Below are 13198 nucleotides of genomic sequence, written 5' to 3'. Positions count from 1 at the left end.
GTGCGCCGCGCTGACGGAGCTCTGACGCCCGGTCAGTCCGGCGGGGTGGTGTGGTCGAGCTCGAGGGCGAGGTAGAAGTCCACTCGGGACGGGAAGTCCGCGAGGTCGCGCCCGGTGATCTCCTCCACCCGCTGGATCCGGTAACGCAGCGTGTTGACGTGGACGTGGAGCTGCTTCGCGCAGCGCGACCACGAACCCGAGCAGTCCAGGAACGTCCGCAGCGTGCGCACCAGCTCGGAGTGGTGCGCCGCGTCGTAGGCGATCAGGTCGGCCAGGAGGCGCTCGCGGTAGGAGCGGCGCAGCTCGTCCGGGGTCGAGGCGAGCAGCACCTCGTGCGACGCCAGCTCCGCCGCGGCGACCACCTCCGCCCGACCGCGCCTGCGCTGCGCGAGGCGGCGCGCGTAGCCCGCCTCCTCCAGCGCGCCGCGCAGTGCGGTGGCCCGCGTGATGTCGCTGATGCCGACCGCGAGGCCGCGGCCCGCCAGGCAGGGTTCGACGTCGGCGGCGATCCGGCCGAGCTCGGCGTCCAGCTGCGCCAGGTGCGCTTCGTCGTCGACGAACAGCGCCGTCGCGCCGTCGCCCAGCGGCGCGGTCACCGAGGCCATGCCGGTGGCGGCCGCGATCTCGCGCAGCAGCGTCGTGGATTCCGCCTGGTCCCCGACGTCGAGCGCCACCGCGCGCAGCGGCTCGCCGGTGGGCAGCCCGGCGGTCTCCAGCCGGGCGGCGACCTCGGCCGGGGTGGACGTCCCGTCCAGCAGGCGGCGCAACGCCGCTTCCACCGAGCGCCCCGCGATGCGCCGGGCCTCGTCCACCCGCGCGCGCAGCAGCGCCACCACGGTGCCGAGGTCGGTGGCGATGGCCACCTGCTCGGCGGCCCACTCGTCGAACGCACCTGCGGCGAGGACGAACCAGCGGGCCGCTCGCGGCTCCGCGTCGGACTCCACCGGCCACAGCACGTGCGCGGCGTCGTCGGAGCGGACGGTGCTGGGCAGGCGGCCGCTGGCGAACTCGCGCAGCGCGGCGCAGCGGGCGGCTTCCGGCAGCTCCGCCGTTCCGCCGACGACCCAGCCCGCCGCGGACAGCACCCAGCAGTCCGCGCCCAGCTCGTCGGCCGCCATCCGCAGCGCCTGGTCCAGGTCCGCGCCCGCGGCCACCGCCGCCACCAGCTCCCGGCGCGGGCCGGAGCGGCGCTGGACGCGGTCGGCGAGCGTGTTGAAGCTGACCGTCAGCGGCACCTCGAAGACCGGCAGGTCGTGCCGGCGGCAGGCCTCCACCAGGTCCGGCGGGGCGTGCCCGAGCCGCGCCGTCCCGGCAGCCAGCGCGGCCACCCCGGCGTCGACCAGCGCGCTGACGAACCGCTCCGAATCGGCCGGGCCGTTGTGCCACATCAGGCCGCTGAGCACCAGCTCACCGCCGCTGAGGTAGCGGCGCGGGTCGATCAGGTCGGTGATGTAGACGCCGCGGACCGGCCGGTCCGCGCGGTCGGCGCCGTGCAGCGGCACCAGCCCGAGCTCCGGGTCGGCGAGGAGATCGCCCAGCAGCACCCGCTCCTCCCTCCGGCACGCACCGGCTGCGCCGAACGTCGGCCTCCGGTAACGGGCATTTGGAGAAACATACAACTCCGGTTCGGCACCCGGAAGGCTTTTTCGGGGTTTCCGCCGCTAGTCAGCGGGAGCATCCCAGCTGTGTACTGACTCACACCTTTTCACCGGCCGTGACGAGGAGTACACCGTGGATTTCCTCCGCCCCGCGACGTGGCGGGAAGCGCTCGAGGCCAAGGCCGCGCATCCCGACGCGACGCCCATCGCCGGCGGCACCGACGTGATGGTCGAGATCAACTTCGACCACCGGCGCCCGGACCTGCTGCTGGACCTGACCCGCATCCCCGAGCTGACCACCTGGTCGGAGGCCGACGGCGCGCTGCGCATCGGCGCCGGGCTGCCCTACACCCGCCTGATCGACGAGCTCGGCGACCGGGTGCCCGGGCTGGCGATCGCCAGCCGCACGGTCGGCTCCCCGCAGATCCGCAACCGCGGCACGCTCGGCGGCAACCTCGGCTCGGCCTCGCCCGCCGGGGACGGCCACCCGCCGCTGCTGGCCTCCGACGCGCAGATCGAGGTCGAGTCGGTGCGCGGCACCCGGCTGATCCCGGCGGCGGAGTTCTTCACCGGGGTCAAGCGCAACGCGCTGGCCGCCGACGAGCTGATCGCCGCGGTGCACATCGCCCCGGCCACCGGCCCGCAGCAGTTCTCCAAGGTCGGCACCCGCAACGCGATGGTCATCGCGGTGTGCACGTTCGCCATCGCCCTGCACCCCGAGCAGCAGCGGGTGGGCACCGGCCTCGGCTCGGCCGCCCCGACCCCGCGGCGGGCGCTGGAGGCGGAGGACTTCCTGTCCGCCGAGCTCGACTGGGCCGGGCGGCGACCGCTGGAGGACTCGGTGGCGCGCCGCTTCGGCGAGCTGGTCGCGCAGGCCTCCTCCCCCATCGACGACGTGCGCGGCACCGCCGACTACCGCCGCCACGCGCTGGCCGTGATGGCCCGCCGAACCCTGTCCTGGGTCTGGCAAGAGCACTGTTCCGGGAGGCAGGAATGCGCCTGAAGTTCACCGTCAACGGACAACCGCACGAGGCCGACGACGTGTGGGAGGGCGAGAGCCTGCTGTACGTGCTGCGCGAGCGGCTCGGCCTGCCCGGTTCGAAGAACGCCTGCGAGCAGGGCGAGTGCGGCTCCTGCACGGTCTACCTCGACGGCGTTCCGGCCTGCGCGTGCCTGGTCGCCGCGGGGCAGGCCGAGGGCCGCGAGGTGCGCACCGTGGAGGGCCTGGCCGACGGCGAGAAGCTGGACCCGGTCCAGGAGGCGTTCGTCGAGGCCGGGGCCGTCCAGTGCGGGTTCTGCACGCCGGGCCTGCTGGTGCAGACCCACGACCTGCTGGAGCGCAAGTCCGAACCGTCCGACGCGGAGATCCGCGAGTCGCTGGCCGGGAACCTGTGCCGCTGCACGGGTTACGAGAAGATCATGGACGCGGTCCGGCTCGCCGCGAAGCGGAAGGCAGAGACGGGCTCATGAGCAGCCGAGCAGCGCCGTGGCAGCCCGAGTTCTGCGGATCCGCACCTCAGGGGACCGTGACGCAACCCGGCCACGAGAAACCGCGCAACGCGAGTTTCGTCCCGGACGCGACCACCGCGGTGAATCGCGGAGAGGCGGGACCGTCATGAGCAAGCCTGTGCCAAGCCGAGTTCTGCGCGACCGCACCTCAGGGGACCGTGACGCGACCCAGCCGCAAGAAACCGCGCAACGCGAGATTGCTCCCGAACGCGACCACCACTGCGAATCGCGGAGAGGCGGGACCGTCGTCATCGAGGGCGGCGCCGTGGTCACCGTCGACGACTCGGGTACCGAGTTCGTCGAGGGGCACGTCGTCGTGAAGGCCGACCGGATCGTCTCGGTCGGCCCCGGCTCCGCACCGCCGCAGGACGGCGCGGTGCGGCGCATCGATGCGTCCGGCTGCCTGGTCACCCCCGGGCTGATCAACACCCACCACCACCTCTACCAGTGGGCGACCCGCGGTTACGCCGCCGACGCGACGCTGTTCGGCTGGCTGACCGAGCTGTACCCGGTGTGGGCCGGGATCGACGAGGAGATCACCCACGCCGCGGCGTCGGCGGGCCTGGCCCGCATGGCGCTGTCCGGCTGCACCACCGCCGCCGACCACCACTACGTCTTCCCGCGCGGCGGTGGGGACGTGTTCGGCGCGGTGGTGTCCGCCGCGCAGCGGGTCGGGGTGCGACTGCACGCGGTGCGCGGATCGATGGACCGCGGCCGCTCGCACGGCGGGCTGCCGCCGGACTCGGTGGTCGAGGACCTCGACGCGGCGCTGGCGGGCACCCAGGACGCCATCGACCGGTTCCACGACCCGTCGCCGGGCGCCCGCGTGCAGGTCGCGGTCGGGCCGTGCTCGCCGTTCTCGGTCAGCACCGAGCTGATGCGGGAGGCCGCGGAGCTGGCCCGCCGCAACGGCGTCCGGTTGCACACCCACCTCGCCGAGACCGTCGACGAGGAGGAGCAGTGCCGGGCCGAATTCGGGCGGACGCCGGTCGAGTACGCCGACGAGCTGGGCTGGCTCGGCCCGGACGTGTGGCTGGCGCACACCATCCACCTGTCCGAGAAGGGCATCGCGCGGCTCGGCGAGACCGGGACCGGCGCGGCGCACTGCCCGAGCTCCAACGGTCGGCTCGGCGCCGGGATCGCCCCGGTCCGGCCGCTGCTGGACGCCGGTGCCCCCGTCGGGCTGGGGGTCGACGGTGTCGCGTCCAACGAGGCGGGCGGGCTCGGCGAGGAGATGCGGCAGGCGCTGCTGACGGCGCGCGCCCGCTACGGGCCGCAGGCGCTGTCGGTGCGCGACGCGCTGCGGCTGGCCACCCGGGGCGGCGCGCGCTGCCTCGGCCGGGACCACGAGCTGGGCTCGCTGGAGCCCGGCAAGCTCGCCGACATCGCGGTCTGGCAGCTGAACGACCTGGACCACGCGGGGATCACCGATCCGGTGGCCGCGCTGGTGCTCGGCCAGCTGCCGAAGTTGGAGCGGCTGCTGCGCGGCGGCGCGGTGATCGTCGACGACGGCCGCTTGATGTCGGTGCCCGACCTCACCGCCGAGCTGGACCGGGCCAGCGCCCGGCTGCGGGAGGTGTCATGAGCAGCAGGAAACCGGTTGTCCGGGGCGGGGGCGGGAACGTCGGTCCCGCAACTTCCATTGAAATCGGAGATCCGATTTCCATTGAAATCGCGGAAGTTCTCCCCAGGTCGGACGACCTGTCCACATCCACCGGTGTGTCGGCCGCCCGGCACACCGCGAGCCCGCAGTTCCCGTTGAAACCGCGGTCGCCCGCCGCACGACCGAAACCGCGATCCCCTGCCGCACGACGTACGGATCAGGGCCGAGCAACACCGGAGGTGTCCGCATGAGCAGCCCCCGCTCTGTACCAACCCGAGCCCTGCGCAACCGCACCTCAGGGGACCGCGACGCAACCCAGCCGCAAGAAACCGCGCAACGCGAGATCACAGCCGAACGCAACCACCGCTGTGAATCGCGGGGAGGCGGTACTGCGCCTGCTCGCAGTCCGCAGGAGCTGAACGACGCCATCGGCGGCGGGATCGGCGAATCGCCGCTGCGGCCCGACGGCGCCATCAAGGTGCGCGGTGAGTTCGCCTACTCCTCGGACCTGTGGGCCGAGGACATGCTGTGGGGCGCCACGCTGCGCAGCCCGCACCCGCACGCGCGGATCAGGTCGATCGACATCGGTCCGGCGATGGCGATGGCCGGGGTGCAGACGGTGCTCACCGCCGAGGACGTGCCCGGCGACAACTGCTTCGGCCTGAAGTACGCCGACCAGCCGGTGCTGGCCGCCGACGTGGTGCGCTACAAGGGCGAAGCGGTCGCGCTGGTGGCCGCCGACCACCCGGAGACCGCGCGGCGCGCGCTGCAGAAGATCGTCGTCGACTACGAGGTGCTGGAGCCGGTGCTCGACGCCGAGCGGGTCGCGCACGACGAGACGCTGCCGAAGCTGCACGAGGGCGGCAACGTGGTGCGGCACCAGAAGATCGTCAAGGGCGATCCGCACGCGAAGGCCGACGTGGTCGTCTCCGGCGTCTACACCGTCGGCATGCAGGACCAGGCGTTCCTGGGCCCGGAGTCGGGTCTGGCCATCCCCGCCGAGGACGGCGGCGTCGACCTGTACCTGGCCACCCAGGACCTGCACTCCGACCTGCGGCAGACCGCGCGGGCGCTCGGGCTGCCGCCGGAGAAGGTGCGGATGACCATGTCCGGCGTCGGCGGCGCGTTCGGCGGCCGGGAGGACCTGTCCATCCAGGTGCACGTCTGCATGCTCGCGCTGCACCTGGGCAAGCCGGTGAAGATGGTCTACAACCGCGAGGAGTCGTTCTACGGCCACGTGCACCGGCACCCGGCCAAGATGTACTACGAGCACGGCGCGACCCGCGACGGCGAGCTCGTCTACGTCAAGGCGCGGCAGTACTTCGACGGCGGCGCCTACGCCTCGAAGACACCGGTCGTGGTCGGCAACGGCACCACGCTCGGCGCCGGGCCGTACAAGGTGCCCAACGTCGACATCGAGGGCTGGGGCGTCTACACCAACAACCCGCCGTGCGGCGCGATGCGCGGATTGGGCGCGGTGCAGCCGACTTTCGCCTACGAGTCCCAAATGGACAAGCTCGCCGCGGCGCTGGACATGGACCCGGTGGACCTGCGCATCCGCAACGCCATCGAGCAGGGCGACTCGATCCCGACCGGGCAGGTGCTGGACTACCCGGCACCGGTCGCCGAGCTCATGGAGCGGGTGCGGGCGCTGCCGATGCCCGCCGAGCACAGCGGCCCGGTGGACATCCGGAACCTGCCCGGCGGGGCGTCGAACACCACGCACGGCGAAGGTGTGGTGCGCGGGGTCGGCTACGGCGTGACGATCAAGAACATCTGCTACGCCGAGGGCGCCGACGACTTCTCCACCGCGCGGGTCCGGCTGCAGGTCATCGGCGGTGAACCGGCCGCGATGGTGCACACCGCGGCGGCCGAGGTCGGCCAGGGCCTGGTCACCGTGCAGCAGCAGATCGCGCGGACCGAGCTCGGCGTGGAACGGGTGACCATCCACCCGAACGACACCAGCGTCGGACCGGCCGGGTCCAGCTCCGCCTCGCGGCAGACGCTGGTGACCGGCAGCGCGGTCAAGGCCGCCTGCGAGGCGGTGCGCGACGAGCTGTTCGCCCGGGTCGCGGAGCGCTACGACGTCGACCCGGCGCAGCTCGCGCTGCAGGGCGGGAAGATCATCTCGGAGACCCGCGGCGTGCTGGCCGACCTGGTGGAGGTGCTGGGCGACAACGTCGTCGAGCAGACCCGCGAGTACCACCACCGCGAGACGTTCCCGATGGACGAGCAGGGCCGCAGCGACCGGGTGCACGTCCAGCACGCGTTCTCCGCGCACCGCGCGGTCGTCGACGTCGACCTGGACCTCGGGCTGGTCAAGGTGGTGCAGCTGGCCTGCGCCCAGGACGTCGGCAAGGCGATCAACCCGGACGCGGTGATCGGGCAGATCCAGGGCGGCTCCGCCCAGGGCATGGGGCTGGCGGTGATGGAGGAGATCAAGGTCGTCGACGGCCACATCCGCAACCCGTCCTTCACCGACTACCTGATCCCGACCATCCTCGACACCCCGCCGATGGAGATCGACGTCATCGAGCGCGGCGACCCGAACGCGGCCTACGGGGTCCGCGGCGTCGGCGAGCCGCCGACCATCTCCACCACCCCGGCGGTGGTCGCCGCGATCCGCGCGGCCACCGGCAAGGAACTCCCGCACACACCCGTGGCGCCGGAGCACATCGTGTGACCAGACCCGCTGCGGCGGCGGGGCCGGGCCGCCGCCGCAGCACCCCTCCAGAACTGTCTCCGGTGGTCGTTTTGCATAGCGGTGCCAGTAGCGGAACCTCAGACGCCGCCCGGACTGCGGGGGCCCAACTTTATGTATGCCAATGCACGGCAGTTGGGCCGTCCTCGCCAGGCGACGTCTGAGAACCCGCGGCGGTGCGAGCGCCGGAGGTGGGCTATTCGCCTGGCGGCGAATCAAGACAAAAGATCAAAAGGCAAGCAAGCAGAGATCTAGGAGAACGAAATGTCCGTGGACGTCGCGACCAGCGCCGAGCAGGACTGGATGGCCCAGGCCATCGAGCTGGCCACCACCAACGTGTCCATCGGCGGCGGACCGTTCGGCGCCCTGATCGTCCGGGACGGCGAGATCATCGCGACCGGCACCAACAAGGTGACCGTCGACCTCGACCCGACGGCGCACGCCGAGGTCACCGCCATCCGCAACGCCTGCCGCGCGCTGGGCACCTTCAAGCTGGACGGCTGCGTCCTGGTGACCTCCTGCGAACCGTGCCCGATGTGCCTGGCCTCCGCCCTGTGGGCGCGGGTGGACCGGGTCCTGTTCGCCGCCGACCGCAACGACGCCGCCGAAGCGGGCTTCGACGACCGAGCCTTCTACGACGTCTTCGAAGACCCCCGAACCGAATCACCGACCCCGGTGACCCGGGTGAAGGTGCCCAACCGCAACGAAGCCTTCAACGCCTGGCGCAACAAGACCGACCGCGTGGACTACTGACCCCACCCCGCGGTGAGGAACAACCGCAGTCACCACCAACCGCGCACCGGTGACGACCACAATCACCACCAACCGCACAGTGGGGACGGCCACGATCACCACCATCCGCGCAGTGGGGAACCTCACGCAATTTCGATTGAAATTGGCAGACCTCGCCACCGCAGGCTCCGTCGAAACGTGGCCAATTTCGATTGAAATTGCTGCACACCCAACGCAACCCCCTACCGCTTTGAACCCGACGTAACCCCAACCCCAACCGCACCCCTGACCCCCAACTCAACCGCAGTATCACCACCGATCCCCAAGTCAAGCCCAAGCATCACCAATCCCCAGGTCAAGCCCCAGGCTCGACCACCCCCGGGGAAGCTCCGGGAACTCCCGCGAGCCCCCAAGGAAATCCGGTTCCGGCTGCGACGACCGGGTCGCCCCGGAGCCCCGCGGGTGGGCCGCCCCACCGCTTCCGCCACGGCGGAACCGGGCCCCGCCCGCCATCCCGGAAACCACACCGGGACAGCGAAAACCACTCGACCAAACGCCCCACCGCGAATTCGGCGGATTCCCGCCGGGCCCTCCCCTGCCCGGAAACCGCCGGAGGAAACAGTCCGGGCGGTGCGCGACAGCACCGCCCCGGGGGCGCCCACCGGCATGGGAGGACTCATGACCCAGCAGCTGCGACCGGACAGAGCCGACGCGGAGCCGTCCGGGATAGACCGCTTCTTCCGCATCACCAGCCGCGGCTCCACGCTCTCCCGCGAACTGCGCGGCGGCCTGACGACGTTCGTCGCGATGGCCTACATCGTGATGCTCAACCCGCTCATCCTCGGCTCCTCCGCGGACGCCACCGGCGCGCAGCTCACCCCCGAGCAGCTGACCACCGCCACCGCCGCGACCGCCGGGGTGATGACCGTCGTGATGGGCCTGGTCGGCAACGCCCCGCTGGCCCTGGCCTCCGGGCTCGGTGTCAACGCGGTGGTCGCCTTCACCATCGCCCCCGCGATGACCTGGGCGCAGGCGTTCGGGCTGGTGGTGCTGGAGGGCGTCGTCATCGTCGTGCTGGCCGTCAGCGGGGTGCGGGAGAAGATCATCAACGCCATCCCGGCGCCGCTCAAGACCGCGCTGACCGTCGGCATCGGCCTCTACATCGCGCTGATCGGCCTGGTCAGCGCCGGGTTCGTGACCCGAAAGCCGGACGCGGCCAACACCACCGTGCCGGTCCAGATGGGCCAGGGCACCGAGGGGCACCTGGTCGGCGTGCCGATCGCGATCTTCTGCCTGAGCCTGCTGCTGATGCTGGTGCTGCTGGCGCGGAAGGTGCCGGGCGCGATGCTGATCGGCATCGCGGTGAGCACGGTCGTCGCGATCGCGGTCAACGCCGCCTTCGGCATCGACCCCGAGCAGTGGGGCACGATCGTGCCGGAGCTGCCCGACCACGTGATCGGCAGCCCGGACTTCAGCCTGTTCGGCCAGGTGGACCTGTTCGGCGGGTTCGCCGCGGCGGGCGGCATCGCGGCCACGGTGTTCCTGTTCACCCTGGTGCTGTCCGGGTTCTTCGACGCGATGGGCACCATCACCAGCGTCTCCTCCGAGGCCGGGCTGGTGCGCAACGGCAAGGTCGAGGGCATGGGCCGGATCCTGGCGGTGGACGGCGTCGCGGCCGCGGCGGGCGGGCTGTCCGGGTCCTCGCCGAACACCGTGTTCCTGGAGTCGGCGACCGGCGTCGCCGAGGGCGCGCGCACCGGGCTGGCGAGCGTGGTCACCGGGCTGCTGTTCTGCGCGACGCTGCTGTTCACCCCGCTGGCCGCGGTGGTGCCCGCGCAGGCCGCCGCCCCGGCGCTGGTGATCGTCGGCGCGCTGATGATGGCCCAGGTCCGGCACGTGCCCTGGGACGACCCGGAGTACGTGGTCCCGGCGTTCCTGACCATCGCCGTCATCCCGTTCACCTACATGATCACCAACGGCATCGGCGCCGGGCTGATCGCGTACGCGGTGATCAAGGTGGCCCGCGGCAAGGCCCGCGAGATCGGCTGGCTGGTCGGCGTGCTCGCCCTGGTCTTCGCGGCCTACTTCGGCATCGAGGGGATCGAGGCCCTCATCGGCTGACGAACCACACGATCGAGTGAAGAATGCGGGGCATCCGCGACCCGATCGGGCGCGGGTGCCCCGCACTCGGATGGGTAGCGTGAGCCGGGTGGGAGTTGCGGGTGTGGTGCTGGCCGCCGGGGCCGGGCGGCGGTTCGGGATGCCCAAGGCGCTGGTCGAGCACCGGGGGATGTTGCTGGTCGACCGGGCCGCTCGGGCGCTCGCCGACGGCGGGTGCGCACCGGTCGTCGTGGTGCTCGGCGCCGCTGCTGACGAGGTGCGCGAACGGGCCGAGCTGACCGGGGCGACGGTGGTGGTGAACCCCGACTGGGCCACCGGGATGGGGTCCTCGCTGCGAGTCGCGATCGATGCGCTGACCAGCACGGACGCCGATTCCGCCGTGGTGCTCCCGGTCGACATGCCCGGCATCGGTGCCGACGCCGTGCGCCGGGTCGCCGAGCTGGCCGGTCCGGCCGCGCTGGCCGCCGCCGCGCACGACGGCAGGCGGAGCCACCCGGTGCTGCTGGGGCGCGAGCACTGGGCCGGGGCGCGGGCCGCCGCGACCGGGGACGCCGGGGCGCGCGGCTACCTGCGCGACCGCGAGGTGGTGCTGGTGCCCTGCGACGACATCTCCGCCGGGTTCGACGTCGACCGTCCCGAGGACCTGCCGCCGGACGGCACGTAGAGTCGACGGTCACGCGGGACCGGTCCGGAACCGCCGTCATCGCTCCCGGACCGGGGCGTCACACCAGCGCCCGAGTCAAGCCAGAGCAGGAGGCGTCCATGGCAAGCGGACACATCACCGCCAACTACCTGCCCGAGGGTGACGACTGGCTGGTCACCGTCACCACCGACACCGACCAGCGCAGCGCCCGCGCGCCGGGCCTGATCGCCGCGCGCGACCAGGCCGACCAGCTCATCGAGCAGCTCGCGCCCAGCTCGGTCGGCCGGATCGTGATCCACCTCCTCGACGGCGACGGGTTCGCCTTCACCACCGCCTACCTGCAGGCCCGGCACGGGGTGTCCGCCGAACCGGCGAGCGGGACCGCGCAGCCCGGCCGGTGACCGCGCGCACCACCGGGAACCCGTGCACAGTGGACCGATGAGCGGCTCGGCCGTCCTCACCGGACGAACGACGGCTGCTCGCGAAGCGAACCCCGAACCGGCCCGGAGCTTAGGATGACGGTCGTGAACGCGCCGACGAGCAGTGCCCGCGAGGAGGAGAACGTGGCCAGCGCCGAGCAGACCCGACCGGCCGGTCGGGGGCGGCCGCGGGACGCCTCCCGCGACGCCGCGCTGCGCCAGGCCGCGATGGAGGTGCTGTCCCAGGTCGGCTACCGGGCGCTGACCATGGACGCGGTCGCCGCGCACGCGCGGGCCGGCAAGGCCACCATCTACCGGCGCTGGGACTCCAAGCTGGACCTGGTCATCGACACCTGCACCCAGCTGGTCCAGCGCAACATCCCGGAGCCCGACCGGGGGTCCATCGAGGCCGACCTCGGCGACTTCCTGCGCAGCTTCGCCTCGTTCCTCACCGGCCCGGTCGGCAAGGCCGCCCAGGCGCTGGTCGGCGAGCTGCCGCACGAGCCCGAGCTGGCCGCCGCGTTCCGCGAGTCCTTCCTGCTGCCGCAGCGCGACGTCCTGCGGCGGCTCATCGAGCGCGGCGTGCGCCGCGGCGAGATCCGCGCGGACGCCCCCATCGACACCGTCGTCGAGATCACCGGGGCCTGCCTCATCTACCGCCTGATGCTCACCGACGAACCGCTCGACACCGGCTTCGTGGACCGGCTGGTCAACGAGGCGCTGCTGCCGCTGCTGCACGGCTGATCACCCCGCCGTCGCGAGCTAGGGTGAAGGCCCGGACTCGAGAGCGGAGGACCACGTGGCGCGCGGAACGGTGTCGGAGCTCACCCGCTGGCCGGTGAAGTCGCTGCGCGGCGAACCGGTCCGGACCGCCCGGTTCGACCACCGCGGCATGGCGGGCGACCGCGCGTACGCGCTGCGCGACGAGCGCCCGACCCGCGCGGGCAACGTCCTGACCGTCCGGCAGAACCCGGACCTGCTCGGCTGGAGCGCCGCCTACGGCGACACCGCCGACCCGGCGGAGCCACCGCAGCTGCGCGCCCCGGACGGCACGACCTGGACCTGGGAGGACCCCAAGCTCCCCGACGCGCTCACCGATTCGCTGGGCATCCCGCTGAGCCTGCACGCGGCCGACGGCCAGCAGGACCGCGGCCCGACCGTGCTGGTCACCTTCGAGGCCTCGCGCGCGGCGCTGGGCGAGGAGCTCGGCGCGGAGGTCGACCTGCGCCGGTTCCGGACGAACCTGCACATCACCACCGACCTGCCCGCGTTCGCCGAGGAGCAGTGGGAACCCGGGGCGACGATCACCGCGGGCGAGGTGGAGCTGACGGTCACCGGCGACCACGCCGGACCGTGCATCCGCTGCGCGGTGCCGAGCTGGGACGCCGAGGGCCGGGAACGCTGGCGGGACCTGCAGACCCACCTGATCGGCCACCACGACAACAAGTTCGGCGTCATCATGCGCGTCGCGAAACCCGGCGAGATCAGCCGGGGCGACGCAGTGGGGGTGCGGTGACCCCGCAGGCCTCGAAGAGGCCCGCGGGTCTCACCGGAACAGCTTGCGCACCACGACGACGGCGACCAGGGCACCAACCCCGATCAGCGCGTAGCGCACCCGCGGATCGTTGAGCTTCTCCTGCACGCTGGCCTTGCCCGCGTCGACGAACCGCTGCGGATTCGCCTTCGCGCTCAGCTGGTCCAAAGTGGTGGCCAGCGCTTCACGCGCCTGCTCGATATCGCGCTCGATGGCGTCCGGATCACGAGCCACGTGTCCTCCTCACCCTTCACCTGGCTGCTGACCACCGTAGAGCACCGGCGAACCACCGACGCACCAGCGGTTGGCGTGTCGCACACGGCACCAAGCAGAACACG

Annotated in this window: 12 protein-coding genes; 10 read left to right on the top strand and 2 right to left on the bottom strand. The window is 72.3% G+C overall.

Annotation, left to right across the window (positions count from 1 at the left end):
* Positions 1 to 32: 32 nt before the first annotated feature.
* Positions 33 to 1544 carry a PucR family transcriptional regulator gene (locus F1721_RS06000; RefSeq protein ID WP_150065505.1) on the bottom strand — a complete coding sequence of 504 codons (1512 nt, stop codon included), beginning with the start codon at positions 1542 to 1544 and terminating at the stop codon, positions 33 to 35.
* 187 nt (positions 1545 to 1731) lie between these two features.
* Here F1721_RS06000 and F1721_RS05995 point away from each other — a divergent pair, with 187 nt between their 5' ends.
* The 10 genes from F1721_RS05995 (at position 1732) to F1721_RS05950 (ending at position 12842) form a co-directional block, all read left to right on the top strand.
* Positions 1732 to 2601, top strand: a complete 870-nt coding sequence (locus F1721_RS05995) for an FAD binding domain-containing protein (protein ID WP_150065504.1) — start codon at positions 1732 to 1734, stop codon at positions 2599 to 2601.
* Positions 2592 to 3068 (top strand): (2Fe-2S)-binding protein, encoded by a 477-nt coding sequence (locus F1721_RS05990; RefSeq protein ID WP_150065503.1) that lies wholly within the window; start codon positions 2592 to 2594, stop codon positions 3066 to 3068. Before F1721_RS05995 ends, F1721_RS05990 begins: the two co-directional genes overlap by 10 nt.
* A 235-nt stretch (positions 3069 to 3303) precedes the next feature.
* Positions 3304 to 4692, top strand: a complete 1389-nt coding sequence (locus tag F1721_RS05985; RefSeq protein ID WP_387512573.1) for an 8-oxoguanine deaminase — start codon at positions 3304 to 3306, stop codon at positions 4690 to 4692.
* A 265-nt stretch (positions 4693 to 4957) separates the two neighbouring features.
* The gene (gene pucD, locus F1721_RS05980; protein WP_246154293.1) at positions 4958 to 7393 is read left to right on the top strand and encodes a xanthine dehydrogenase subunit D; all 2436 of its coding nucleotides are present in this window, start codon (positions 4958 to 4960) and stop codon (positions 7391 to 7393) included.
* A gap of 282 nt (positions 7394 to 7675) precedes the next feature.
* Positions 7676 to 8164, top strand: coding sequence for a nucleoside deaminase (locus F1721_RS05975; protein WP_150065501.1), 489 nt, complete (start codon positions 7676 to 7678; stop codon positions 8162 to 8164).
* A gap of 657 nt (positions 8165 to 8821) precedes the next feature.
* On the top strand, positions 8822 to 10264 hold the full coding sequence (locus tag F1721_RS05970; RefSeq protein WP_150065500.1) for an NCS2 family permease: 1443 nt from the start codon (positions 8822 to 8824) through the stop codon (positions 10262 to 10264).
* 70 nt (positions 10265 to 10334) lie between these two features.
* Positions 10335 to 10928: a nucleotidyltransferase family protein gene (locus tag F1721_RS05965; RefSeq protein WP_150065499.1), complete on the top strand. Its 594-nt coding sequence runs from the start codon at positions 10335 to 10337 to the stop codon at positions 10926 to 10928.
* A gap of 98 nt (positions 10929 to 11026) precedes the next feature.
* Positions 11027 to 11308: a hypothetical protein gene (locus F1721_RS05960; RefSeq protein WP_150065498.1), complete on the top strand. Its 282-nt coding sequence runs from the start codon at positions 11027 to 11029 to the stop codon at positions 11306 to 11308.
* A 123-nt stretch (positions 11309 to 11431) separates the two neighbouring features.
* Positions 11432 to 12070, top strand: coding sequence for a TetR/AcrR family transcriptional regulator (locus F1721_RS05955; protein ID WP_387512534.1), 639 nt, complete (start codon positions 11432 to 11434; stop codon positions 12068 to 12070).
* 55 nt (positions 12071 to 12125) lie between these two features.
* Complete coding sequence (locus tag F1721_RS05950) at positions 12126 to 12842, top strand: MOSC domain-containing protein (RefSeq protein ID WP_150065496.1); 717 nt, start codon at positions 12126 to 12128, stop codon at positions 12840 to 12842.
* A 30-nt stretch (positions 12843 to 12872) separates the two neighbouring features.
* Here F1721_RS05950 and F1721_RS05945 read toward each other — a convergent pair whose 3' ends face one another.
* Entirely contained in the window at positions 12873 to 13094 is a 222-nt protein-coding gene (locus F1721_RS05945; RefSeq protein ID WP_150065495.1) for a DUF3618 domain-containing protein, read from the bottom strand.
* Positions 13095 to 13198 lie beyond the last annotated feature (104 nt).

The sequence above is a fragment of the Saccharopolyspora hirsuta genome, assembly GCF_008630535.1.
GTDB classification, from domain to species: Bacteria; Actinomycetota; Actinomycetes; order Mycobacteriales; family Pseudonocardiaceae; genus Saccharopolyspora; species Saccharopolyspora hirsuta.
Note: the sequence above shows the minus strand (reverse complement) of the source record. Positions and strands in the feature narration are given on the sequence as shown.

Bases quoted from the DNA above. Each gene is read 5' to 3' on its own strand.
- F1721_RS05990 (WP_150065503.1), top strand. From the start codon at position 2,592: ATGCGCCTGAAGTTCACCGTCAACGGACAACCGCACGAGGCCGACGAC.
- pucD (WP_246154293.1), top strand. From the start codon at position 4,958: ATGAGCAGCCCCCGCTCTGTACCAACCCGAGCCCTGCGCAACCGCACC.
- F1721_RS05975 (WP_150065501.1), top strand. From the start codon at position 7,676: ATGTCCGTGGACGTCGCGACCAGCGCCGAGCAGGACTGGATGGCCCAG.
- F1721_RS05970 (WP_150065500.1), top strand. From the start codon at position 8,822: ATGACCCAGCAGCTGCGACCGGACAGAGCCGACGCGGAGCCGTCCGGG.
- F1721_RS05965 (WP_150065499.1), top strand. From the start codon at position 10,335: ATGGGTAGCGTGAGCCGGGTGGGAGTTGCGGGTGTGGTGCTGGCCGCC.
- F1721_RS05960 (WP_150065498.1), top strand. From the start codon at position 11,027: ATGGCAAGCGGACACATCACCGCCAACTACCTGCCCGAGGGTGACGAC.